We start from the raw sequence: 25,406 nt of genomic DNA on the forward strand, positions 1-25,406 counted from the left end.
CCCGAAGGGTTCGACGAGCCATGACCGACACCACGACCGGCGCCGCGACCGCTGCCACGACGAGTACGGCGGCGGCCGCCGGCGGCTCCTGGACGAAGACCGGTGACCTGCCGTCACCGGCCTCCTGGTACGGGCAGTACGACGGCGCCGTCCTGCTGAAGAGCGGCAAGGTGCTGCTGACCGGCGGCTCGGACGCCGCCTCGGCCGTCCTGACCCGCACCGCGGTCTACGACCCGGCCGCCGCGACCTGGACGGCGGGCGTCCCGCTGCGCTTTCCGCGCCGGCTGCACACCGTGACACGGCTCGACGACGGCCGGGTGCTGATCGCCGGGGGCACGAGCGGCTCGTCGCCGTTGTCGCCCGGCCTCGCCGGCGCCGAGCTCTACGACCCGGCCGACGGCAGCTGGAAGAGCGCCGCCGACATGCACGAGGCCCGCTGGGGGCACAGCGCGGTGCTGCTGGCGGACAAGCGGGTGCTGGTGGCGGGCGGCCTCGCAGTGCGCTCCGGCGACTCCGTCAAGGCCCTGCGGTCGGCGGAGATCTACGATCCGGCCACCGACACCTGGACCGACGCCGGGGCGATGACCGACTCCCGGACCGGCCACTCCGCCGTCCTGTTCAAGGGCGGTCAGGTGCTGGTGTGCGGCGGCACCGCGCCGATCTCCGGGCACGACGACGCATCGCTCGCGTTCTGCGAGCTGTTCAACCCCACCACCAAGGCCTGGACCCCGACCGGCAGCCTGGTGCTGCCCCGGAGCCGGCACCAGGCGGTGGCCGCCTCCGACACCGCCGTACTGGTGTTCGGCGGCGCCACCCCGGGTGCTCCGGGCGACGGCACCTTCGACCCCTTCGCCGGTCTGACCGTTGAGCGCTACGACCTGGCCACCGGGGCCTGGACGGCGATGCCGCCCTCGCCCGGGGGCCGCGGCCTCCACCGGGTGGTCCCGCTGGGCGGCGGGAAGTTCCTGCTGGTCGGCGGCACGGCCGAGGTGCGCGACGGTGTCGGCTACCGGAGCGCGCTGGTCTTCGACGACACCACGAGGGCATGGACGGCCGCGGCCGGGACGACTGTCGGCCGCTGGGCGTTCGCCGCCACCGCGCTGTCGGACGGCCGGGTGCTGATCGCGGGCGGGACGGTCCGCGCCGGGCTCGCCGCCGCCGATCCGGCGCTCCAGGAACTCACCGCCACCACCGAGGTGTTCGGGGCCGCCTCGTGACGACCAACGTCTACTCCTTCCTTCCGTGGCTGCGCGGCGGCATCGCCACCAGGATCGCGGCCGATCCGTCCGGCCCGGTCACCCGCGCCGAGATCCCGGTCCGTCTGCACCTGACCGGCGAGGCCGTCGCCGGCGGCCCGCCGCCGGAGCAGTTCGTCGATCAGAAGGTCCAGCTCTACGGCCCCGGCGACATCGTCGGCATCGACCCGCGGGTGGTCTCGCGGACCGAGCCGCGGGCCTGGGTCACCAACGCCGAACCCAACTACCTGGCGCACATCGAGTTCTACGACGAGGACTTCCCCTGGCAGTACAGCCCGCTGGCACCCGAGGCGGACACCGGACGGCTGCGGCCCTGGCTCGCCCTGGTCGTGCTGGAGGGGCCGAAGCAGACCGGCGAGCCCGGCGAGTTCACCGAGGGCGCGGCGCCCGGGCGGCCACTGCCGTTCATCACCGTCACCGACCCGGCCGGCACGCTGCCGCCGCCGGAGCAGCTCGGTGCCTGGGCGCACGTGCACGTCGACGGACAGCTCGACGACCCGATCGTCTCGGAGAACATGCCCGCCACGCTGGCCGCGCTGCGGCAGGTGCTGCGCGCCAACCCCGACCGGGCCTGCTCCCGGCTGATCTGCCCTCGGCACCTGCGGCCGAACACCGGGTACCACGCCTTCCTGGTGCCGGCCTTCGAGACCGGGCGGCTGGCCGGCCTCGGTCTCGACCCGGGTGCCGCGCCGAGCGCCGCGCACTCCGCCTGGGGGCCGAACTACCCCAACCGGCAGGCCCCCGGTCAACTCCCCTACTACTACCGCTGGTTCTTCGGCACCGGCACCGCGGGCGACTTCGAGTACCTGGTCCGGCTGCTGCAGCCCGGGCAGCCCGACCCCCGGGTGGGGCGGCGCGATGTCGACGTCCGGCGCTCGCCCGGACCGGGCCTGCCCGGGATCACCGAGCCCGCCGCGCTCGGCGGGGTGCTCAAGCTGGGCGGGGCACTGCGGGTGCCCGACCGCGAGCCGGACCTGTGGGACAACTGGGACGGCCGCTTCCCCACGCCTCCGCCACCGCCACCGCCGGCCCCGCCGCCGCCCGTTCCGCTGCCGTACCCGCACCCCTTCCAGCAGGCCCTCGCCGGACGGATCAACCTGGCCGACGACTACCTCGAACACCCGCCCGCGGTCGCGCACGCCCGGCTGGCCGGGCCGCTCGGTCCCACGGACACAGCGGCGGACACCGCCGCGGCGCCGAGTCCCGGTGCGGCCGATCCGGTGATCACCCCGCCGCTGTACGGGCGCTGGCACGCCCGGACGTCCCGGCTGCTGTCCCAACGGGACGGCACGCCCGTCCCGGCGCCGGCGAACCGCAACTGGGTGCACCGGCTCAACCTCGACCCGCGGTTCCGGATCGCGGCCAACTTCGGTACCCAGGTGGTCCAGGCGCGGCAGGAGGAGTTCATGGCCGCCGCCTGGGAGCAGGTCGGCGAGGTGCTCGCGGCCAACGCCCGGATCCGCGCCGCGCAGCTCGCCCGCGAGGTCGGCCATGTGCTGCACGGCAAGCACCTGGCGCCGCCGGTCCCGTCACCGGTCCCGCCGACGGTGCCGACGACGCCCGTGCCGGGGGCCGCTCGGGCCGCCGCTGCCCCGCCGCCGTCCGGCCGGTCGCTGCGGCTGACCGCACCGGCCGGCTCCCGGGTGACGACGACCGGATCGGCGGAGGCGGCACTGGCCGGCGGCCCCGGCGGTGCGGAGCCGGCCGAGCTGGTGGCCGTCGGCTTCGAGGTGGCGCGCAGCCGGATCGCGGCCGCGCCGGTGTCGCCACCGATGCGGCGGATCACCCGGCCGCGCTCGCGCCTCATGCGCGGGCTGCCGTTCGCCGCCGCGAACCAGCCGCCGGACGCGCTGCTGCCCCGGATGGACGACCCGGCCACCGGGATCGCCGCCGCGCCGCCCAAGGCCGCGCCCGCGGCGATCGTCACCCCGGCGCAGCTCGCGAACGTCCTGCACCCACCCGGACCCTCGGCGGCCGGAGCGCAGGAGGCCCGAGCGCAGGAGGGCGGAACGCAGGAGGCCGGGCCGTCCGATCCGGTGGGCGGGCTGCCGACCAGCTCGGACTTCGTGCTCAGCCTGCCCGGGGACGGGGTGGTGCCCCGGCCGGGCGGCGAGGACTCCGCCGAGGCGCGGCTGTTCAAGCTGGCCCTGCGGGACCTCCAGGACGGGCTCGACACCGCCGTGGTCGGCGGGCGGACGCGGGAGCGCCTCCCGCTCGGCATCACGCCGGTCACCGGCACCCTGCTCGCCGGGCTGAGCGCCGACGAGACGGTGCCCCGGCAGCTGCTGAGCGGGGTGCGGCTCCCGGAGCGTCTCCAGCCCTTCGCCGAGCGGTTCCTGGAGGCGATGGCGTACCCGGTCATCGACCTGCCGATGTACCAGTCGCTGCTGGACATGTCGGTGGACACCTTCGTGCCCAACCTCGGACTGGTTCCGCCGAACACGATCACGCTGCTGGCGACCGACCAGGAGTTCATCGAGGCGTTCATGGCCGGGCTCAACCACGAGCTCGCCCGCGAGCTGCTGTGGCGGGAGTTCCCGACCGATCAGCGCTGCTCCTCGTTCCGCCAGTTCTGGGACCCCAGGGTGGAGCCGCCGCAGCCCGGCGAGACGGCCGCGGAGCGCCGGGAGCGCCTCTACGACATCACCCGGATGGACGGTTGGAGCACGGACACGGCGCTCGGCACGCACGACAACCGCGACCTCGTCCAGGAGGAGGAACTCGTCCTGGTGATCCGCGGCGAGCTGCTCAAGAAGTACCCGACCGCCGCCGTCTACGCGCACCGCGCCGCCTGGGCGACGAACGAGGACGGGGTGGTCGACCCCAGCCTGGAGCGGGTCCTCGCCGACGTGCCGGACGGCGACCGCCCGTCCCCGGAGCTGGTCAAGCTGCCGATCTACGAGGCCAGGGTGGAACCGGACATCACCCTGCTCGGCTTCGACCTGACGGCGGACCAGGCGCGGGGGAAGCCGCCGCTGGACCCCGGCTGGTTCTTCGTGATCAAGGAGCGCCCGGGCGACCCCCGGTTCGGGGCCGACGACGGCGCGGGCACCGCGGTCGAGGTGTGGAACGACCTCTCCTGGCGGGACATCGACCCGCTCGACCGGCACTTCGTCAGCCTCGACCCGGGCGTGCAGGTCCCGCTCGTCCGGTTCGACGGCTCCGAGGACGACCAGGAGAAGCGCGAGCAGCGCCGCGAGGACGCCGCGCTACCGCTCTGGCACTCCCGGCTGAGCTCCGCGGACATCGCCTACATGCTCTTCCAGGCACCGGTACTGATCGCCGTCCACGCACAGGAGATGTTGCCCGATGCCCGCCCCGCTCAGTGACGACCTGCCGGTGCTGCTCGGCCCCGTCCGGCTGGAGACCTGCTTCACCGAGACCGAGCTGCTGATCCGGATCTTCCCGGACGAGTGGGCGGTCGACAAGTTCGAACCCCTGCCCGGCGAGGCCGAGTTCACCGCGCTGAGCGCCTACTGGACGGCGGTCTGGCGGGCGGGCGGCGACGGCGCCGCCGAACAGGTGGCGTGGCACGAGTTCACCGGCCGGGTCCCGGTCGGCCGGGCGGCCTGGCTGCGCGCGGAGCACCCGCCCGCCAACCCGGCCGAACAGCCGGTGAACCTGCCGGCGGACACCGTCGTGCTGGTCCTCACCGGCCCCACCGCGCCGGCCACCGCCGACCGGCAGCCGACCACCGCCTACTGGACGGCGGTCTGGCGGGCGCACGGCGACCGCGCCCGGCTGCGGTCCGCCGACGCGGCACTGCTGGCCGCCGTCGGCCCGCAGCGGGCCCGGGCCGTGCGCGCCCGGCGGCCGTCCGGGATCGACGCCGCGCCCACCGACCCGCGCAACGGCGTCGTGGTCGCCTTCCTGGTGCTGCCGCGCCCGGCCCAGGTGGCCCAGGACTCCTGGACCAGGGCCCCCAGGGCCGGGCTGCTGCCCGACCGGTTCACGGCGCTCGGGTACGTCGGCGGCACCCAGGTCTTCGCCGTCCCCGGCAAGCCGGTGCCCGACGAGCTGGTGGTCGGCCCCGATCCGAACACACCGCCCGACGAGCAACTCAAGGTGAACGAGCAGACCGGCGCGCTCCGGGTGCCCGCGCCGCTGCGCTGGCTGACCGACTTCACGGCGGCGTGCGAGGTCGGCATGGGCATCCGCGTCCCGCTCGACGCCCTGAACCGCAAGGGCGTGGACCGGCTGGTCGTGCTGGGGCTGCGCGAACGCGCCGACCCGCAGCAGTCCGCCGGCGACCTCGGCCGACTGGTCACCCGGCAGCTGCGCAGCCCGACCGGGTACGCGCTGCTGCCCCAGGGCACCCCCACCAACAACTCCGAGCAGGCACCGGCCGGCCAGGATGCCCGGGAGGAGGCGGACGCCGGTCTGCGCACGGCGGCCGGGTTCGCCGCCGCGGCCGCGCCCGGCGACTGGACCACCAGGACCGACGGCCAGTGCCTCGCCGAACTGCTCGGCATCGACCCCGCGGTCCTGGCCGGGGTGCCGAACGCCGACCGGACCGACCAGCGGGACGCCCGCGCTGCCAACACCGCCCTGTGGCCGGCGACCTGGGGCAGCTTCCTGCAGACCACCCTGTACCCGATCGTGCCGCCGCAGACCGTGGCCGACACCCGCGACTTCTTCCTCCGCCACGTCAGCGGACGCGGCCCCGTCCCGGCCGTCCGGGTCGGCCGGCAGCCCTACGGCATCCTGCCGACCACCGCGTTCAGCCGGCTGGCCTGGCCGGCGGTGTCGGCCCACCGCACCGCCCTGCACGGGCTGTTGAGCGCGGCCCTGACCGACTGGCGGACCGCGGCCGAGAAGGTCGCGCACCTCGCCGGCGGCGACCCTGACCCGCACCAGCGGCTGCTGGACATCCTGGCCCTGCACCCCACCTCGGCCGAGTACCACCAGCGGTACGCGCAGAGCGTCGAGGACGTCTTCAACCGGGAGAACCTCGGCGGCCTCGGGGGCACCGTGCTGCCCGCGCTGGAGGACGTACTGCACATGCCGCAGCCGATCCGCGCACTCCTCGCCCGGCTCGGCTACCAGGTGCACCCCCCGGAGCGCCCTGACCCGGCGCTGGTCCGCCGGCTGTTCGCCGGGACGCAGCACCCGCTGCTCGCCCCGCTGGTGGACGACGGCCCGCTCTCCGAGACCGACCCGGTGCGCGCCTCCACGGCCGGTCCCGATCCCGGGAACTACCTGCACTGGCTGGTCCGGTACGGGCGCACCGACCTGGACACGGTGCGGCTGGAGAACGGCTTCGCCGGGAACCGCCCGCCGGCCGCACTGCTGTACCTGCTGCTGCGACACGCCGTCCTGCTCGGATGGGAGGACGCCGGGCGGCGCCTCGCGGTCGCCGCCGGCCGCCCGGCCCCCTCCCTCGCCGACCCGCTCTTCGTCCACGTCCGCGCCCAGCGGCCCGGGGAGCCGGTGCCGCCGGTGAGCGAGAGCCGGTACCGGCAGCTGTACTCCCCCGACCCGGCGGTCACCGGCAGCGCCGACCCGGACCTCCTGGTGCACCGGTTCATCCCCGGTGTGCTCGGATCGAGCCCGGCGACCGCCGCGCTCGCCGGGCAGCTGCGCGCCGTCGAACTGCTCGCCGACCTGCCCACCGCCCGGCTGGAACGGGTGCTCGCCGAGCACCTCGACTGCGCGACCTACCGGCTCGACGCCTGGCTGCTCGGGCTGGCCAACGAGCGGCTGGCCGAGCTGCGGTTCGGGCCCGACGGCACCGGCGCGCCCCGCCCGGGCGTCCACCTGGGGTCGTACGGGCTGCTGGAGGACGTCCGGCCGCGCGCGCACCCGCTCGGGTCGGTCACGCTGGACCCGCAGCTCGCGACGGTCTTCGGGGCGGCCGAGATCCCGCACGACCCGGCCAACGGCGGCTACGTCCACGCCCCGTCCCCGAGCCACGCCACCACGGCCGCCGTCCTGCGCGCCGGCTACCTCGCCAACGGGACGGAGGCCGCCCCGGGCTCGTTCGCGGTGAACCTGAGCTCCGGGCGGGTCCGGATCGCCCTGGAACTGCTCGACGGGCTGCGGGCGGGCCACTCGCTCGGGGCGCTGCTCGGGCGGCGGTTCGAGCGCGGGCTGCACGACCACCACCCCGGCGTCGAGCTCGACCGCTTCCTCCCGGCGCTACGACGCGCGTTCCCGCTGCGCGCGGGCAAGCTGTCCGAGGTGACACCGCAGGGCCGGGCGAACATCGACGTGCTCGAGGCCCGCAACGTCGTCGACGGGCTCGAACTCGTCCGCCGCGCCACCCGCCCGCCGGCCGCGCCGACATACCCCTTCGGCGCCCCGGACATGCCGACGGCCTCTGCCGACGAGCAGGACGCGATCAACGCCGAGCTGGGGCACCTGCTGGACATCCACGACGCGCTGGCGGACCTCGCCGTCGCCGAGAGCACCCACCAGGTGCTGCTCGGCAATGCCGAGCGCGCCACCGCGACCCTGGACGCCTACGCCAAGGAGGGCTTCCCGCCGGAGCCCGCCGTCGTACGGACCCCGCGCAGCGGCGTCACCCTGACCCACCGGTTCGCCGTCCAGCTCACGGCGGGGCTCAACCCGCAGGCCGGGGCCGCCAGGTTCCGCGGCGACGGCCCCCGGGCCAAGGCCGAACCCGCGGTCAACGACTGGCTGCCCGGCCTGCTGCCGGCGCAGCAGGACGTGGCGGTCCGGGTCACCTGGACCGACCCGCTCGACGGGCTGCCGCGCCGGAGCGACGTCACCCAGTTCGACCTGGAACTGCAGCCCATCGACCTGCTGTGGACCTTGCGGCCGGCGCGCGAGACGGCGATGACCGATCTGGACGACCGGATCCTCGGCGTTGTCGTCGCGCGGGACAAGCCGCGCCCGGACGTCCCGCTGACCATCGAGTACACCACCCGGGTGGACCGCAAGGTCACTCTGTTCGAGGTGTCGCCCCTGGTCGAGGCGCTGCGTTCGCTGCTGACCACCTCCCGGCCGCTGCGGCCCACGGACCTCGTCCCGGCTTCGGGGCCGACCGGGGTCGACCGTTCGGCCGACGAGGCGGTCACGGTGCCCCGGGAGCGGCCCGCGGCCGTTCGCGCGGGCCTGGACGCCCTGCGTGGCCGGGTGGCCGACCACCTCACCGTGCTGGCGCGGCTCTACCCGCCCGAGCCGGCCCTGGTGCGGCGCGACGAGGTGATCGACCGGATCGACGCGCTGATCTCCACCCACAGTCAGCTCGCCGGCACAGCGGGTCTGTTCGGCCTGCTGCGCAGCGGTTGGGGGGAGCTGGTCGAGTGGCGCCGGGGCGTGTTCGCCGACGTCCTGGCTGCGGTCGCGGTGGCGGCCGCGCGGATGGGGCGTTCGCTCGCCGAGGCGGACGCGCTCCTCGCCCGTTACGACGCGCTGCCCCCGTCCACGCCGGCCGAGGACCGGTTCCGGCTGCTGGAGCAGACCGAACGGCTGCTCACCACCACTCCGACCAGCCCGCGCCCGTCGACCCCGGTCAAACTGCGCGTCGTCGTCGCCGGCCGAAGGTCCGCGTTCGACTCCCGGCTGCAGGCGCTCCGGCGGATCGCCCGGACCACGCGCACCACGCTCGCCGGTCTGGTCGCCGACGTCCGGGCGCTGCTGCCGCTGACCGCCTTCGACCCCGTCGGTCTGGACCCGGCGCCCTACGAGGACCGGATCGTCGAGCTGGGCCGCGACCTGCTGGCCCGGGCGCAGGCGCTGCAGAAGGACGTCACCGCGCGGCTCGCCGCCGCCGACACCGCGCTCGCCGAGCACGACGCGGCGGCGACCGATCCCGACCGGGTCCGGGCGGCCACCGCGGCGCTGGTGGCGATGCTCGGCGAGGACGTCCTGGTGGTGCCCGAGTTCACGCCCTCCGACCAGCTGGCACAGGACTGGCGGCGGGCCCGCGCCGACAGCCCCGGGCTGGTGAAGCACCTGACGGACGACTTCGACCGGGACTTCCCGGTGGACGACTGGGTCCACGGCGTGGCCAGGGTCCGGGAGAAGCCGCGGCTGTGGGAGAAGGCCGTCGCCCTGGGCGACGCGCTGCGCGGGCCGGGCGGGCTGCTGGGCAACGTCCCCGGCTGGCAGGAGCCGCAGCTGACCCCGGTCCAGTTCCCCTACCGGGAACGCGACCACTGGCTGGCGATGGAGTTCCGGGCGGGCACCCGGATCGAGGAGGACCGGCTGCTGTTCACCGCCCACTACGCCCCCGAGCCCCTGCTCGGCCCCGCCTGGCGGTGCGGGGTGCTGTTCGACGAGTGGACCGAGGTGGTGCCGGCCGAGCACGAGACCACCGGGATCGCGGTGCACTACGACGGCCCGGACTCCGAGCCCCCGCAGACCATGCTCCTGGTCGTCCCGCCGGTCCGGACCGGCGCCTGGGTCTGGGACGACCTGGTCGCCGCCGTCCGGGAGACCTTCGACCTGGCCCGGGTCCGGGCCGTGGAGCCGGGCCACCTCGACGGCACCGCCTACGCCCAGTTCCTGCCGGCCACCGTCCTGTCGGCCACCCGGCAGCCGATCACCATCAGCACCGATCTCGCGATCGCCAACCTGCGAGGGAAGGCCCGTGGCTGAGCCCCGGATCGAGAATCTCCGCGAGGCGCTGGACAACCGCCGCGCGCCCACCGTCGGCCTGTGGAACCGCATCGAGGGCAGGCCGCGTACCACCGACTTCGCGCGGGCGCTGCGCGCCGAGGTGCGCGACCCGCTGTGGATGCTCACCCGGCAGTGGCAGATGGGCGAGTTCCGCGGCACGGACGGCGGCTCGCCGGTCACCGCGACCTATTCGGTGGTCGCCACCCCGCCGACCCGGTTCCGGCCCGCCGACGGCGCGGTGGAGCCGCTGCCCGCCGACCGACCGCTGGAGGCGGTCGCCGAGCGGCGCCCGCTGCCGTTCGCGTTCGCCGCCGACCGGATCTCCTTCGACCTGCGGCTGGCGATCGGGCGCCGTTGGATGAAGCTGATCGGCAGGACCCCGATCCTGCTCGGCCCGAACATCCGTCAGAAGTACGTCGACCGCTACCCCGTCGCGCTGCCCGACCCCCGGGCGGACGCGGACGCCCCGAGGGTGGCGCACCCCGAGGTCTGGTCCGCCCTGCAAACAGTGGCCGGCCGCCGGATGGACGGCTACGAGTTCTACCTCGCCCTCAAGCGGGGACGGCCCGCGCACGACGGGATCGACGGCCTGGTGGGCCTGCAACGCGATGAGCTGGCCAAGCTGGCCCGACGGCTGACCGCCTGGTTCGACACGCTGATCGACCAGCCGGCCGAGGACCCGGCGACCCACACCGGCAACACCGCCTGGGACCCGGCGCGCCTGGAGCACCGCTTCTCGGTCGCGGCCGGTGCGAGCGGCGGGGCGGAGAAGGTCCTGACCGCGCAGGAGTACCCGGGCGGCACGCTGGACTGGCACGCGTTCTCCGTCGACCCGGCCGGTCCGCTCGGCGGGGCCGCCCCGCCGCCCGCGCCGCTGAACCGCACCGTGTTCCCGGCGCCGGTCCGGTTCTCCGGTATGCCGCTGCCGCGCTGGTGGGCGGTCGAGGACGGGCGCACCAACTTCGCCGCCGTGCGGCCGGACAGCACCGACCTGGCGCGGCTGGTCTTCCTGGAGTTCGCGCTGGTCTACAGCAACGACTGGTTCCAGCTGCCCTGCGACCTCCCGACCGGGACGGTCGCCTCGATCCGCGGGCTGGCGGTGACCGATGTCTTCGGCCGGAAGCTCTGGATCACGCCCGCCGGGGCGGGTGACGACGCCGACTGGCAGCGCTGGTCGATGTTCACCCTCGACACCATCGGCGACGCGTCCGTCCCGGCGGACACCGACCTCCTGCTGCCGTCGAGCGTGCCCAAGGTCGCCGAGGGGCCGGTGCTGGAGGAGGTCGTGCTGGTGCGCGACGAGAGCGCGAACATGGTGTGGGGCGTCGAGCAGACCGTCCGGCTGCCCACCGGCGAGCCCCGGCGCGGCAGTGAGGTGGCCGCCGAGATCCTCGCCCACCGGCTGGCCCTGCACCCGCCGCCGGTACCGCCGCCGGCTGCCGCGCCGGTCCGCTACGAAGCGATGAACACCGTCCCGGAGAACTGGATCCCGTTCGTCCCGGTGCACGTTCCGGGGCAGAACCGTCAGATCCGGTTGCAGCGTGCGGCGATGCTCAGCGCCGTCGACGGCGAGCCGGTGCCGGCCCGCACGGCCCTGCTGCGCGAGGGCTTCGACCAGGGCCGGGCGTACTTCGTGCACGAGGAGGAGGTGCCGCAGACCGGCACCGGCATCACCTCGTCCTTCAACCGCACCCGCTGGAGCGACGGCCGGGTCTCGCTCTGGCTCGCCACCCATCGCCGCACCGGCCGGGGCGAGGCCTCCAGCGGGCTGGCCTTCGACTTCCTGGAGGACACCACGCCACCGCCGGGCGCCGCCGGCTGACGCCCGAGTGGAGTCGGGGTGGATCGCGAGGTCCCGTTCAGCAGCTGCCGGTCGTCCGCGCGCGGACGACCGGCAGCACGGCTTCTCGGGCGCTCCCTAGCAGGGGCTGAGCCACCCGACCCAGCCCCAGGGGGCGTGGCGGTCCTCGCTGTAGCCGCCGGGTGAGGTCCAGCCGACGTTGCCGTTGCGGTCGTAGAACCTGGCGTACAGGGTGGACCGCTGGTTGTTGATCCACGACCCGGTCCCGGTCCAGTAGATGCGGACCGGGTAGTTGCAGGTGAAGAGGCGCAGTTCCTCGCCGGTGAAGTTCTCGCCGCTGTACGCGCACACATAGGTGTAGGGGCAGCCCGCGGCCAGCGGCTGGCTGCCGCCCGCGGCACCCAGGTCGCGGGCTCGCTCCTCCCCCGGCAGGGTGAGCAGCAGCTCGCCGCCCCCGGCCAGGGTGATCTTGTTGGCGGCCACCTGGCTCGCCCCGGGGGTCTTGGCGAGGTAGCCGTCGACCCGGGCCTGCAGATCCTTGGCCTGGGAGCCGTCCAGTCCGAGGCTGCGGGCCTGTGCGGAGAAGCCCGCGCGAGCGGTGCCCGGGTCGGTGCCGGCGGTCGCGGCCGTCGCGGCGGGGGCGACGCACACCGCCAGGGCGGCCGCGAGGGCGAAGGGTGCTGCCAGCAGACGCTTCTTCATGGTTCCCACGTGCAGGCGTTCCATCGTGCAACCTCCTTGCGTGGTCCTTCGGAAGTCCATCCTGTCCGGGGGCGGCAGCGGGGGTCTTGTAGGAATGCGTGCCGCCGGTTGCCACTGGCCCCGGCGGCCGTCGCGCTTCCCTCTGATCCGACCCGATCCGACCGATCCGACCGGTACGGTCAGGACGGCAGGGTGACCGACTGGGCGTGGTGGAAGACGTTCTTGTGGTCCCAGGTGTCCTTGGCCTTCTGCAGGCGGCGGTAGTTCGCCTTGTAGTAGAGCCGCTGGTAAGCAGGCTGCTTGTCGGCGGTGGTGCCCAGGTCGACGTCCGGGTAGTTGACGTAGGCGCCGTCGGTGTCGGTGTCGATCTCCGGGATGCCGCCGGTCGCCCGGTAGGTGTCCCGGTAGAGGCCGCTCAGGTAGGCCAGGTGGGCGGCGTCGTCGCTCCGGTCGGTCCAGTAGGTCTGGTACTGGAGCTTCATGACCGAGTCGCGCTGCGGGACGGCGGTCTCGGCGGCGCCCCGGGTGTTCACCTGGCAGCCGTAGGAGTCGATCTGGACCAGCGTCTGGGTGAGGTCGAGGCCCTCGACGTCCTTGGTGAGCCAGGTCCACCAGGCGTCGATCTGGGCGGGGGTGAACGCCCTGCGGTGGTAGGCCGACTTGTACTTGCCGCGCTGGTTGGGGCCGGAGCCGTTGAGCGTCATGGTCGCCTGGAACCAGGGAAGTTGGCGGCGCTTGTCCGGGTAGGGCAGGTAGAGCCCGCCGACGCCGTTGGTCTGCGCGGTCGACTTGGCCCGCATCCCGCGCTCCACCCGGGCGAGGAACGCGTCCAGCGGCGCCGGGTCCTCCTCGTCCCACTGGCTGAACAGGACGAGGTTCCCGTTCGAGTGGTGGGTGAGATGGAGGATGGAGAACAGTCCGCGGTACACCTTCTCCGCGGGGCCGCTGTGCTCGGCGAAGAAGGCGCCGAAGTTGTTCAGCAGGGTGCGGAAGTCCTCGGGGTGCTTGAGCAGGTCGGCCCACTTCCAGGCGACGCTGCTGAGCCAGACCCGGGGCGGCGGCGCCGGCAGCGCGTGGGCGAAGTGGTAGCGCAGCACCACGCCGAAGTTCCCTCCACCGCCCCCGGTGTGGGCCCAGAACAGCTCGTGCTCGGGCGAGCCCGGGGGGTCGCCGCGGTGCGCCCGGGTCACCTCGACCACACCGCCCCGGACCGTCACCACGTCGACCTGGACCAGGTGGTCGACGGTCAGCCCGTGCCGCCGGGAGAGCAGCCCGTACCCGCCGCCGCAGATGTGGCCGCCGGCGCCGACCGAGTAGCAGGACCCGGCCGGAATGGTCACCCCGTACTCGCGGAAGAGCGTGGTGTACACGTCCCAGTTGGTGGCGCCGCCCTCGACGGAGTAGGTGGCGCCGCCGTACTTGTCGGTCCCCGCCCGGACCCCGCGCAGGGTGCTGAGATCGAGGATGACGCCCTTGTCGTTGTCGACGAAGCCCTCGTAGCAGTGGCCGCCGCCGCGCACCGTCGGCCGCAGCCCGCGGTCGAGCGCCGAACGCAGCTCCGTCACCGCGTCGGCCTCGTTGCCGACCAGCCGGATGTACGCCGGGCGGCTGCTCCAGCGCTGGTTGAAGCCCTGGCTGAGCGTCTCGTAGCGGGAGTCCGGGGGGAAGACCGTCCAGCCCTCGGGCTGTTCGACGGGTTGGGCCGAGGCCGGGCCGGCGGCGCCGACGGCCAGGCCGAGCGAGGCGGCGGAGGCTCCGGCGGCGACCATTCCGGTGCTGCCGAGGAAACCGCGGCGGGAGAATTCGTTGCGCATTCCTGGGACCGTCTTTCCCGACTCCGACAGGTGGGCGGGCGAACGCTAGCAAGGAATGCCCGGGGAATCCATTGTTTACAAATAAATGTGACCGTATGTAGACGAATTCTGGCCACGCACAGGCAATTGCCCATCAGCACCTGCCCCTCCCACTTCCGGGGCGGCCCCCGTCCCGCTCCACAGCCCGGAGCGGGACGGGGGTTTCCCTCGGTCCGAAGAGGCGCTTGACGGGAGATCAGGTTAGGCGCCATATTACTTTCATGGCTCAGCAGCATCCGGCCGGCAACGGCGCACCCTCGCTCGACCAGGCCCGCCGACAGCTCTCCCGGTACGGCCTGGCCGCCGATCCGCAGGCGGTCCTGGTCGCGGCGCGACTGATGGCCGCCGGGGCGCGGCTCGGCCAGGCCGGCGAGGCCCACTTCGCCCGCTTCGGCCTGTCCACCGGGCGCTACCGACTGCTGGCCGAGCTGGAGGACCACGGCGGCGAGAAATCGCCCTCGCAGCTGGCATCCGCACTCGGGGTCTCCCGCGCGACCGTGACCGGCCTGGTCGACGGGCTGGAGCGGGACGGCCTGGTCACCCGGCGCCCGTCCGTCGAGGACGGGCGGGGCAATGTGGTGATACTGACCGCGCGGGGCGCCCAGCGGCTGCGCGACATGGCACCCGAGCACTTCGACCGGATGCAGTCGATGGTCGCCGGGCTCTCCGTCGAGGAGCGCACGGTCTTCCTCGACCTGCTGGCCCGACTGGTCGAGGGCATGTCCGCACTGACGGACGACTGACGGACGACTGACGGACGACTGACGGACGATCGAGGAGCGGCGGACCGGCCAACCCGCCCGTCGACCGATCACAGGCCCTTTCACCACCTCATTGTTGGCCCACCGAACACCTATAATTAGCCTCCTAATCACTTGGACGACCCCATGCCCGGTAGAACCCAGCAGCGACCCACCACCCCCGACACCTCCGCCGACACCGCCCCCGACCCCGCCGCCCGGCCCCGCTTCGTGCTCTGGCGCGAGGTCCTGATCGCCTACGCGGCGCCCGCCGTGATGGCCACCGCCGGCGGCATCGCCACCGGCCAGTCGGAGCTCAGGATCGCGGCCCTCACCACCATCGCCGGCACCTCGGCCCTGGTCGCCACCCTGGTCGGCCTCCGGCACCGGCGCCGGTCCGCCGACTCCTGGGCCGCCCGCGGGCCGATCCCGCTGCGCGCCCTCGCCTTCGGCCTCGGCTGCGCCGTCCTCGCCCTCGCCGTCGGCCTGGCGGCCGCCGAGCTGCTGCCCCGGATACCGGCGCTGGCCGACAGCCCGTGGCCGGGCCGGCTGCGCATCGACCTCCCGCTGTCCGCCGCGATCGCGGCGACCATGACCACCTGGCGCTGGCGGGTCTCGCTCCCCCGCCGCCGGCGCGCCCACTGACCCGCTCCCGCACCGCCACCCTTACCGAAGGAGCACCACCCGCATGATCACCATCATGGGCGCGTCCGGCGCCACCGGCGGCGCCACGCTGCGCAGCCTCGCCGCCCAGGACGTCCCGGTCCGTGCCCTCAGCCGGGACCCCGAGCGCCTGCTGGCGGGACTCGACCCGCACACCCGCGGACTGGTCGAGGCGACGGCCGCCGACGCCGGCGACCCCGCCTCGATGCGCGCCGCCCTCAAGGGGACGACACAGCTCTTCCTGACCATGGAGAACGGTCCGCAGCAGGTCGAGCACGAGCTGCGCACCGTGGACCTGGCCGTGGTCCTCGGCGTGGAGCACATCGTCAAGGTCTCCGCGCCGGCCGCCGAGCCCGACTCCCCGGTCGCCGTCTCCCGCGGCCACCACCTGATCGAGCAGCGGCTGCGGTCCTACGACATCACCACCACCGTGCTCCGCCCGTACGCGTTCATGCAGAAGCTGCTGCTGATCGCGCCCGGGGTCTCCGCCGCCGGGGTGATCCTCGGTGCGCTGGACGGCGCCCGGTGCAACTACATCGACTGCCGGGACATCGGCGATGTCGCCGCGGCGGTGCTCACCCGCCCCGACACGGCCGGTGGCGACATCCCGCTGACCGGCGGCCGGGCGTACAGCCACCCGGAGATCGCCGAGCTGCTGGGCACGCTGCGTGGCCGGCCGGTGCGCGCCGTGAACCTGCCGCCCGCCGAACTGCATGCCCAGCTGGTCGCCCGGTCCGGGATGCCGGACTGGCTGGCCGCCCACGTGGTCGAGATCCAGCGGCTCGCCGTGGAGCGCCCGGAGAGCCCGGACGATGCCGCCACCCGGCTGATCGGGCGCGCCCCCCGTACCCTGGAAGCATTCCTCGGGGAGCACCTCGACCTGTTCCGCTGACCCGCCCACGCGGTTCCGCGACTCCCCGGAGCAGACTCGGACGGGCCCGCCGCACCCCCGGCGGCGGGCCCGTCACCCCCGAGGGAACGGCTTCGTGACCCCCGGGGAGCGGCTCCGTCACCCGCAGGGAGCGGTTCGGATGTGGCATGGGTCACGGTCGGAAAATAGACCTGACGGTCCGTCAAAACGCATGACGGTCCGTCACATCCGATCGAAGGAGCCTCAGTTGTGACCTGACGTGCCGTCAGATTCGGCCACTCAAGGGCCAGTTGGGCGGAGTGTCGGCCAGTGTGCGGTTCACCGGACCGGGCTACCATCGGTTGGGTTGTCCGCTCCGGCCCCGGAGTGGGATCACCCGGATCAGGCGAGTGCTCCCACCGCCCCCAAGGGCCGGAAGATCCATCGGGACGGGGCGAGACCTAGGAGCACACGCCACTGATGACAGCCGAACCCAGCCGGGAACCGGGCGCGGACGCGCCCGCCGACGGCGGCACCACCGACCGGGACACCGCCGCCGAGAAGCAGGCCCACTACCCCGGCCGGCCGGCCCCCGCCCCACGCACCCTGATCGACATCCTCGACGCGACCGCCCGGCAGTACCCCGCCGAGCCCGCCCTCGACGACGGCCGCACCGTGCTCGGCTACCGGGCCCTGGCCGCCGAGGTCGAGCAGCTGCGCCGCCGCCTCGCCGCCGCGGGCATCGGCCGCGGCGACCGGGTCGGCGTCCGGGTCCCCTCGGGCACCAACGACCTCTACGTCTCCGTGCTCGCCGTGCTCGCCGCCGGCGCCGCCTACGTCCCGGTGGACGCCGAGGACCCGGACGAGCGGGCCCAGCTGGTCTTCGAGGAGGCCGCCGTCGCGGCCGTGCTCGGCGCCGAGCGCGCGCTCACCCTCACCGGCGAGGTCCGCGAGCCGCTCGCCGACCAGACCCCCGGCGCGCACCGCCCCGGCCCCGCCGACGATGCCTGGATCATCTTCACCTCGGGCTCGACCGGCCGCCCCAAGGGCGTCGCCGTCACCCACCGCAACGCCGCCGCCTTCGTCGACGCCGAGGCCGCGCTCTTCCTCCAGGACGAGCCGATCGGCCCCGGCGACCGGGTGATGGCCGGCCTGTCGGTCGCCTTCGACGCCTCCTGCGAGGAGATGTGGCTGGCCTGGCGGCACGGCGCCTGCCTGGTGCCCGTCCCCCGGTCCCAGGTGCGCAGCGGCGCCGACCTCGGCCCCTGGCTGGCCGAGCAGGAGATCACCGTGGTCTCCACCGTGCCGACGCTGGCCGCGCTGTGGCCGGCCGAGGCGCTGAACGAGGTCCGGCTGCTGATCTTCGGCGGCGAGGCCTGCCCGCCCGAGCTGGTGCAGCGGGTGGTCACCGAGGGCCGCGAGGTGTGGAACACCTACGGCCCCACCGAGGCCACCGTGGTCGCCTGCGGGGCGCTGCTGACGGGCGAGGGCCCGGTGCGGATCGGCCTGCCGCTGGACGGCTGGGACCTCGTCGTGGTCGACGAGGCCGGCGAGCCGGTCGCCCCCGGCGGGACCGGCCAGCTGGTGATCGGCGGCGTCGGCCTGGCCCGCTACCTGGACCCGGAGAAGGACGCCGAGAAGTACGCGCCGCTGCCCTCGATGGGCTGGGAGCGCGCCTACCGCAGCGGCGACCTGGTCCAGGCCGACCCGGAGGGCCTGCTGTTCCTGGGCCGCGCCGACGAGCAGATCAAGCTCGGCGGCCGCCGGATCGAGCTCGGCGAGGTCGACGCGGCGCTCCAGGCGCTGCCCGGCGTGGCCGGCGCCGCCGCGGCCGTGCGGACCGCGCGCGGCGGCAACCAGCTGCTGGTCGGCTACCTGGTGACCGGCGAGGGCTGGGACCGGGAGCAGGCGGTGCAGCGGCTGCGCGCCGAGCTGCCGGCCGCGCTCGTCCCGCTGCTGGCCCCGGTCGACACCCTGCCCACCCGCACCTCCGGCAAGGTGGACCGCAACGCGCTGCCCTGGCCGCTGCCCGAGCTGGAGTCCACCGGGCCGACCGAGCAGCTGTACGGCACCGAGGCCTGGCTGGCCGAGCAGTGGACGGAGATCCTCGGGGTGCCGGTGAGCGGCTCCCGGGAGGACTTCTTCGCGATCGGCGGCGGCAGCCTGGCCGCCGCCCGGCTGACCACCCTGCTGCGCGCCCGCTACCCGAACGCGGCGGTCCTGGACATCTACCAGAACCCGACGCTGCGCAAGCTCGCCCGGCACCTGGAGCGCACCTCGCTCGGCACCGGCGAGGCCCGGACCGTCGACCCGGTGCCGACCCGCGCCAAGCTGCTCCAGCTGCTCCTGCTGCTCCCGCTGTTCACCGTGGTCGGCCTGCGCTGGACGGCGGCGCTGCTGGCACTCGGCAATCTGCTCTCGCACCTGGACGGCTTCACCTGGGCGCCGACCGCCTCGTGGTGGGCGGTCGTCCCGCTCGCGGCGGTGCTGTTCACCCCGGCGGGCCGGCTGGCAATCGGGGCCGGCGGCGCCCGGCTGCTGCTGCGCGGCCTGCGGCCCGGCAGCTACCCCCGCGGCGGCGGCGTCCACCTCCGGCTGTGGGCCGCCGAGCGGCTGGCCGAGGTGAGCGGCGCGACCTCGCTCTCCGGCGCCTGGCTGGTCCGCTACGCGCGGGCGCTCGGCGCCAAGGTCGGCGAGGAGGTCGACCTGCACGCGTTGCCGCCGATCACCGGCATGCTCAAGCTGGGCCGGGGCTGCGCGGTGGAGGCCGAGGTGGACCTCAACGGCTACTGGGTGGACGGCGACCGGCTGGAGGTCGGCCAGCTCAAGGTGGGCTCGGGGGCCGTGGTCGGCACCCGCTCGACCCTGCTGCCGGGCGCCCGGATCGGCAAGCGGGCGCACGTCGTGGCCGGCTCCAGCGTCACCGGTCACGTCCCGACCGGCCAGCGCTGGGGAGGCGCGCCCGCCGTCAAGCTGGGCCGGGCCGAGCGCACCTGGCCGAAGGAGCGCCCGGTGCGCCGGGCCCGCTGGTCCGCGCTGTTCGGCCTGAGCGGCACCGCGCTGAGCCTGCTGCCGCTGCTCCCGGCGGTGGCCGGACTGGCGGTGCTGGCCCCGTTCGTCGACCCGGCGGACGGTCTGGGCGGCGCGCTCGGCGGCGCCCTGCTCGGTCTGCTGCCGGCCGTGCTGGCGTTCGGCGTGGTGTACGCGGCGCAGCTGGTCGCCGCGGTGCGGGTGCTGTCGATCGGCCTGGAGCCCGGTGTGCACCCGCTGTACGGCCGGGTCGGCTGGCAGGCCTGGACGGTCACCCAGCTGATGGACCAGGCCCGGGAGGTGCTGTTCCCGCTGTACGCGGGCCTGGTCACGCCGCTGTGGCTGCGGGCGCTGGGCATGCGGGTCGGGCGGCACGCGGAGGTGTCCACGGTGCTGGCGCTGCCGAGCCTGACCACGGTCGGCGACGGCGCGTTCCTGGCCGACGACACCCTGATGGCGCCGTACGAGCTGGGCGGCGGCTGGGTGCGGCTCGGTGAGGCGAAGGTCGGCGAGCGGGCGTTCCTCGGCAACTCGGGGATGACCGCGCCGGGCCGCTCGGTGCCCAAGCGCGGTCTGGTCGGCGTGCTGTCGGCGACGCCGGCGAAGGCGAAGAAGGGCGGCTCGTACCTGGGCATGCCGCCGGTGCGGCTGCCCCGCTCGGCCGACCGGGCGGACCAGAGCCTGACCTACGAGCCCCCGGCCCGGCTGCTGTGGGCGCGCGGGCTGGTCGAGGTGTGCCGGCTGCTGCCGGTGCTGGCCTCGGGCGCGCTGGGCATGCTGACGCTGGCCGCGCTGTCCTGGCTGGCGGTGGCGTGGTCGCCGCTCGCGGCGGCGCTGCTGTCCGGTCCGGTGCTGCTGGCCTCGGGCACGGTGGCGTGCGCGGTCGCGGTGGCGGCGAAGTGGCTGCTGGTCGGCCGGTTCCGGGCGGTGGAGCACCCGCTGTGGAGCGGCTTCGTGTGGCGCAACGAGCTGGCGGACACCTTCGTCGAGGTGCTGGCGGTGCCGTGGCTGGTGGGCGCGGTGCCCGGTACCCCGGTGCTGAACCTGTGGCTGCGGGCGCTCGGCGCGAAGGTCGGGCGCGGCGTGTGGTGCGAGAGCTACTGGCTGCCGGAGGCGGACCTGGTCACCCTCGGCGACGGGGTGTCGGTCAACCGGGGCTGTGTGGTGCAGACCCACCTCTTCCACGACCGGATCATGCGGATGGATACTGTCGTCCTGCGCGAGGGCGCCACCCTGGGGCCCGGCGGCATCGTGCTGCCGGGCAGTACGGTGGGCGCGCGCAGCACGCTGGGTCCGGCCTCGCTGGTGATGCGTGCCGAGTCGGTGCCCGCCGACTCCAGGTGGCTCGGCAACCCGATCGAGGTGTGGCAGGCCACGTCCTGACCGCCGTCCCGGGGGGCCGGCCGGGGTTCGCCCCGTCCGGCCCCTCGGGCGTCCGGTCGGCGCCCGCCGTCCCCCGTCCCCGTCCATCCCCTGTTCCGTCCACCCCGTGTTCCAGGAGCGTACGACCCGGTGAACCACAGCCCGGCGCAGTCCCCGCAGCCCTCGCAGCCCGTCGCCCTGCCGGACCCGTACTTCCCGGGCAGCGGGGATCCCCGCTACCGGGTCCACCGGTACGAGCTGGCGCTCGACTACCGGCCCGGCCCCAACCGGCTGGGCGGCACGGCCCGGCTGAGCGCCGTCGCGGCGACGGCGCTGAGCGAGTTCGCGCTCGACCTCGCGGACTTCCGGATCGGCCGGGTGCTGGTGGACGGCAGGCCGGCCCGCTACACCCATCGGGCGGGCAAGCTGCGGGTGCGCCCGGCGAAGGCGCTGTCGGCCGGCGCGGCCTTCACCGTGGAGGTGCACTACACCGGCAATCCCCGGCCGGTCCGCAGCCCCTGGGGCGGTCTGGGCTGGGAGGAGCTGACCGACGGCGCGCTGGTGGCCAGCCAGCCGGTCGGGGCACCGTCCTGGTTCCCGTGCAACGACCGGCCGGCGGACAAGGCCACGTACCAGATAGCGGTCACCACGCCGTCCCCGTACACCGTGGTGGTGGGCGGCCGGCTGCTGACCCGCACCACCCGGTCGTCCAGCACCACCTGGGTGTACGAGCAGTCCGCGCCGACCTCGACCTACCTGGTGACGGTCTCGATCGGCCCGTACCGGCCGGTGCCGCTGGCCGAGCACCCGGAGGTGCCGCAGACCGGGTACGTGCCGGAGCGGCTGGCCGGAGCGTTCGCCGCGGACTTCGGGCGGCAGCCGAGGATGATGGCCTACTTCGGCGAGGTGTTCGGCCCGTACCCGTTCGGCGAGTACACGGTGGTGGTCGCCGACGAGGAGCTGGACGTGCCGGTGGAGGCGCAGGGGGTGGCGACCTTCGGCACCAACCACCTGGGCGGCGGCTGGGAGCGGGAGCGGCTGATCGCCCACGAGCTGGCGCACCAGTGGTTCGGCAACAGCGTCTCGATCGGCGACTGGAGCCACATCTGGCTGAACGAGGGGCTGGCCAAGTACGCCGAGTGGCTCTGGTCGGAGCGTTCGGGCGGGCCGACGGCGGCCGCGCGGGCCCTGTACGCGCACCGGCTGCTGGCCGGGCTGCCGCAGGACCTCCGGCTGGCCGACCCGGGCCGCAAGCTGATGTTCGACGACCGGCTGTACCAGCGCGGCGGTCTGGTGGTGCACGCGCTGCGGCTGACGCTCGGGGACACCGCGTTCTTCCGGATGCTCAAGGACTGGGCGGCGTTCCACCGCCACGGGGTGGTCACCACGGCGGACTTCGTCGCGCACGCCGCCCGGTACGCGCGGACGCCGCTGGAGGGCCTGTTCGACGCCTGGCTGTGGCGGCCCGAGCTGCCGCCGCTGCCGGCCGGCTGACGCCCGCGCGGTCCCGTCCCCGTTTGTTCCCGTCGTCGTTGGTCCCGTCGTCGTTGTTCCGTTCCCGGGCTCGGGCGCGGGCTCAGGCCAGCTCGGGGACGGTGCGGTGCAGGCCCTTTCGGTCGTAGTAGCGGGTCATCGCGAAGCCGAAGAGCAGTGCCGCGACGGTGCCGATGGCGATCCAGATCCAGGCCCGGGTCAGGCCCGCGTCCGCCTGCGCGTCGAAGAACAGGATCGCCCGCACGCCGTCGGTGAGCTGGCGCATCGGCTCGAAGAGCGAGAGGAACCGGTAGAACGACGGCAGCGCGTCCAGCGGGATCGTCGCGCCGGAGGACGGCAGGCCCAGCACGATGAAGACGAACATGCTGATCAGCAGGCCGAGGCCGCCGAAAGCCGCGTTGATCGCCTGGACGCCGAGACCGACCGCGCTGCTGGCGCAGACCGAGAAGATCCACAGCAGCGGCAGGTGGTCGGCGTCCATGTCGAGGATCACCGCCGCCGCCAGCATGATCAGCGAGGAGGTCAGCAGCGACAGGCCCACCGACATCGCGCACTTGACGGCGAGGGTGCTGGTGCGGCTGATCGGCACCACCGGGTGGCGGGCGCGCCAGGGGCCGACCTCGTTGTCCGCGTAGCCGAGTGCGACGTCGACGCCGTTGCCGATGATGTTGGCGCCGAAGAAGCCCGCCAGCACGAGCAGCAGGGTGTAGTAGAAGGCAGAGAGCCCGAGTCCGCTGCGGTTGCCGATCGGGTGGCCGACGGTGGTGGTGAGGGCGATCGGATCGGCGATCAGCAGCCGGGCCGCGTCGCCCGCGCCCTGGGCCTGCGGCAGCGCGGCGAGCCTGGCGCCGAGGGCCAGCGAGGCCTGGTGGACGGCCTGCTGGCCGATCTGGGCGGCCAGCGAGGAGCCCAGACTGCCGACGCCCGGGTTGGTGTACTGGAGCACGGTGGGGCGCGCGGGACGCTCGCTGGCGCCCCCGAGGGCGGCGACGGTGGCGGTGAACTCGGGCGGCACCTGGAGCGCCCCGTAGATCTTGCCGGAGGCCAACTGCTCCTTCGCCGTCGCCTCGTCGAGCTGCCGCCAGGACACCGCGTCGCCCTGGCCGGGGGCGGTGGCGATCCCGGTGACGACCTGTTCGCCGAGGTTCTGCTGCTGTCCGGCGACGGTGGCGCCGCGGTCGGTGTTCACCAGCGCGATCGGGAGGTCGTGCAGGTCGCCGCGGGGGTCGAGGATGCCGCCGAGGTAGAGCAGCGACATCAGCAGACTGAGCAGTCCGACCAGGACGCCGGGGACCACCCAGATCCGGGGATTGCGGAGCACCCGGCGCGCCTTGACGCCGGTGGGCGGTTCGGGCCGGCGCGGCTCGGGCAGGGTCGGCTCGGGCTGGGAGGGCATGACGCTCCGTAGGGTGGTCGGCGGTCAGACGGACCCTAGGAGCCGGGCGCGGACGGGGGTCGGCGCCACGCCGCCGGGGTCACCCGCGCGCCCGTACGCCCCGGCGTCCGGCGGGAGCCGACCCGGCGTCAGGGGCGTGGCGGCCCGGGACGAAAATGGGTGGAAGGGGCGGACGCGCACGAACTAGGTTGGGCGCGACGATTCCCGAACCGCCGCCCCGACTTGCTGCCCTGACTTGCTGCCCCGCCTTACTGCCCCCGACCTGCCGCAGAGGACGAGATGACCGACCTGTCCGACGAACTGCTCCCCACCACCCGCCGCGCGCTGCTGCACCGCCTGGCCGTCGCCCAGTCCGAGGGCCGCGCCCCCTCGATGGTCGCCGGTGTGCTCCGGGACGGGCGGCTCGTCTGGAGCGGAGCCCGCAGCATGGTCGACGGTCACGCGCCGACCACCGACGTCCAGTACCGGATCGGCTCGATCACCAAGACCTTCGTCGCCGTGCTCGTGCTGCGGCTGCGGGACGAGGGCCTGCTCGATCTCGCCGACCCGCTGGGGCGCCACCTGCCGGGCACGCCCGCCGACGGCGCCACCGTCGCCCAGCTGCTCTCGCACTCGGCCGGCCTCGCCGCCGAGACCCCGGGCCCGTGGTGGGAGCGGACCGACGGCGCGCTGCGCCCCGAACTCGCCGACATCCTGGAGGCCGAGCGGCCGCTGCGGCATCCGGCCGGGCGGGTCCACCACTACTCCAACCCCACCTACGCCCTGCTCGGCGCACTGGTCGAGCGGCTGCGCGGCGAGCCCTGGGGCGAGGTGCTGCGCCGCGAGGTCCTGGAGCCGCTCGGCATGGACCGCACCGGGCTGCTCCCCGAGCACCCGCACGCGGGCGGCTTCGCCGTCCACCCGTGGGCCGATGTGCTGCTGCCCGAGCCGCTCACGGACACCGGCCGGTTGGCCCCGGCCGGCCAGCTCTGGTCCACCGTCGCCGACCTCGCCAAGTGGGCCGCCTTCCTGGCCTCCGGCCACGAGAAGGTGCTGTCCGCCGACACCGTGGCCGAGATGCGCCGCCCCGCCGTCGCCCCGGAGCCGGGCGACTGGAGCGAGACCTACGGCCTCGGCCTCCAGCTGATCCAGCACGACGGCCGGATCCTGCACGGGCACTCCGGCTCGATGCCGGGCTTCACCGCCGGGCTGTGGGTGAGCGAGGCGGACGGCCTGGCCGCGATCGCCTTCGCCAACGCCACCAGCGGCACGCGCACCGCGGCGGTCGCCGCCGAACTGCTGGCGCTCACCGCGCAGCACGAGCCGCGGATCCCCGAGCCCTGGCGCCCGCTGGCCGAGTTCGACGAGCAGCTGCTGGCCCTGACCGGCCCCTGGTACTGGGGCGCCGCGCCGCACAGCCTGCGGCTCACGGCGGACCGCGGGCTGGAGCTGTCGGTGCTCGGCCGCGCCGGCCGGGCCGGCCGCTTCCGGGCCGAGGCGGACGGCACCTGGACCGGCCTGAACGACTACTACGCGGGCGAGACCCTGCGGGTGGTGCGGGCCGCCGACGGCTCGGTGAGCCACCTGGACATCGGCTCCTTCGTGTTCCCCCGCGAGCCGTACGGACCCGCCGAGGCCGTCCCGGGCGGCGTCGACCCGCAGGGGTGGCGGGTGTACTGAGTCCCGCCCCGCCC

13 protein-coding genes are annotated in these 25,406 nt (G+C 74.6%); 10 read left to right on the top strand and 3 right to left on the bottom strand.

Annotation, left to right across the window (positions count from 1 at the left end):
• Window positions 1-20: 20 nt before the first annotated feature.
• The 4 genes from ADK60_RS19095 to ADK60_RS19110 are packed head-to-tail and all read left to right on the top strand — an operon-like array spanning window position 21 to window position 11,664.
• The gene (locus ADK60_RS19095) at window positions 21-1,217 is read left to right on the top strand and encodes a Kelch repeat-containing protein (RefSeq protein WP_053647507.1); all 1,197 of its coding nucleotides are present in this window, start codon (window positions 21-23) and stop codon (window positions 1,215-1,217) included.
• Window positions 1,214-4,585, top strand: a complete 3,372-nt coding sequence (locus tag ADK60_RS19100) for a hypothetical protein (RefSeq protein ID WP_053647509.1) — start codon at window positions 1,214-1,216, stop codon at window positions 4,583-4,585. Before ADK60_RS19095 ends, ADK60_RS19100 begins: the two co-directional genes overlap by 4 nt.
• Window positions 4,566-9,821 carry a hypothetical protein gene (locus ADK60_RS19105; RefSeq protein ID WP_053647511.1) on the top strand — a complete coding sequence of 1,752 codons (5,256 nt, stop codon included), beginning with the start codon at window positions 4,566-4,568 and terminating at the stop codon, window positions 9,819-9,821. The genes ADK60_RS19100 and ADK60_RS19105 overlap by 20 nt, the downstream gene beginning before the upstream one ends.
• The gene (locus ADK60_RS19110) at window positions 9,814-11,664 is read left to right on the top strand and encodes a hypothetical protein (protein ID WP_053647514.1); all 1,851 of its coding nucleotides are present in this window, start codon (window positions 9,814-9,816) and stop codon (window positions 11,662-11,664) included. The genes ADK60_RS19105 and ADK60_RS19110 overlap by 8 nt, the downstream gene beginning before the upstream one ends.
• 96 nt (window positions 11,665-11,760) lie before the next feature.
• Here ADK60_RS19110 and ADK60_RS19115 read toward each other — a convergent pair whose 3' ends face one another.
• Both ADK60_RS19115 and ADK60_RS19120 read right to left on the bottom strand, forming a co-directional pair.
• Window positions 11,761-12,369, bottom strand: coding sequence for a peptidase inhibitor family I36 protein (locus ADK60_RS19115; protein ID WP_053647515.1), 609 nt, complete (start codon window positions 12,367-12,369; stop codon window positions 11,761-11,763).
• A gap of 155 nt (window positions 12,370-12,524) precedes the next feature.
• On the bottom strand, window positions 12,525-14,159 hold the full coding sequence (locus tag ADK60_RS19120; protein ID WP_053647517.1) for an FAD-binding oxidoreductase: 1,635 nt from the start codon (window positions 14,157-14,159) through the stop codon (window positions 12,525-12,527).
• A 260-nt stretch (window positions 14,160-14,419) separates the two neighbouring features.
• Between ADK60_RS19120 and ADK60_RS19125 the strand changes: the two genes are divergently transcribed.
• The 5 genes from ADK60_RS19125 to ADK60_RS19145 all read left to right on the top strand — a co-directional run bounded on the left by ADK60_RS19125 (window position 14,420) and on the right by ADK60_RS19145 (window position 22,337).
• Window positions 14,420-14,941 (top strand): MarR family winged helix-turn-helix transcriptional regulator, encoded by a 522-nt coding sequence (locus ADK60_RS19125; RefSeq protein ID WP_045941948.1) that lies wholly within the window; start codon window positions 14,420-14,422, stop codon window positions 14,939-14,941.
• A 144-nt stretch (window positions 14,942-15,085) separates the two neighbouring features.
• Window positions 15,086-15,583 (top strand): hypothetical protein, encoded by a 498-nt coding sequence (locus ADK60_RS19130; protein WP_234371146.1) that lies wholly within the window; start codon window positions 15,086-15,088, stop codon window positions 15,581-15,583.
• A gap of 43 nt (window positions 15,584-15,626) precedes the next feature.
• Window positions 15,627-16,493 (top strand): NmrA family NAD(P)-binding protein, encoded by an 867-nt coding sequence (locus ADK60_RS19135; RefSeq protein WP_045941947.1) that lies wholly within the window; start codon window positions 15,627-15,629, stop codon window positions 16,491-16,493.
• A 438-nt stretch (window positions 16,494-16,931) separates the two neighbouring features.
• Window positions 16,932-20,864 carry a Pls/PosA family non-ribosomal peptide synthetase gene (locus ADK60_RS19140; protein WP_053647519.1) on the top strand — a complete coding sequence of 1,311 codons (3,933 nt, stop codon included), beginning with the start codon at window positions 16,932-16,934 and terminating at the stop codon, window positions 20,862-20,864.
• A 129-nt stretch (window positions 20,865-20,993) separates the two neighbouring features.
• Window positions 20,994-22,337: a M1 family metallopeptidase gene (locus ADK60_RS19145; RefSeq protein ID WP_053647520.1), complete on the top strand. Its 1,344-nt coding sequence runs from the start codon at window positions 20,994-20,996 to the stop codon at window positions 22,335-22,337.
• An 82-nt stretch (window positions 22,338-22,419) separates the two neighbouring features.
• Here the strand turns inward: ADK60_RS19145 and ADK60_RS19150 are convergent, their stop codons facing one another.
• Entirely contained in the window at window positions 22,420-23,733 is a 1,314-nt protein-coding gene (locus ADK60_RS19150) for a YhgE/Pip domain-containing protein (RefSeq protein ID WP_079008503.1), read from the bottom strand.
• A 279-nt stretch (window positions 23,734-24,012) separates the two neighbouring features.
• Here ADK60_RS19150 and ADK60_RS19155 point away from each other — a divergent pair, with 279 nt between their 5' ends.
• On the top strand, window positions 24,013-25,392 hold the full coding sequence (locus tag ADK60_RS19155) for a serine hydrolase domain-containing protein (protein WP_053647522.1): 1,380 nt from the start codon (window positions 24,013-24,015) through the stop codon (window positions 25,390-25,392).
• The last annotated feature ends 14 nt before the right edge of the window (window positions 25,393-25,406 follow it).

The sequence above is a fragment of the Streptomyces sp. XY431 genome, from assembly GCF_001279805.1.
GTDB classification, from domain to species: Bacteria; Actinomycetota; Actinomycetes; order Streptomycetales; family Streptomycetaceae; genus Kitasatospora; species Kitasatospora purpeofusca.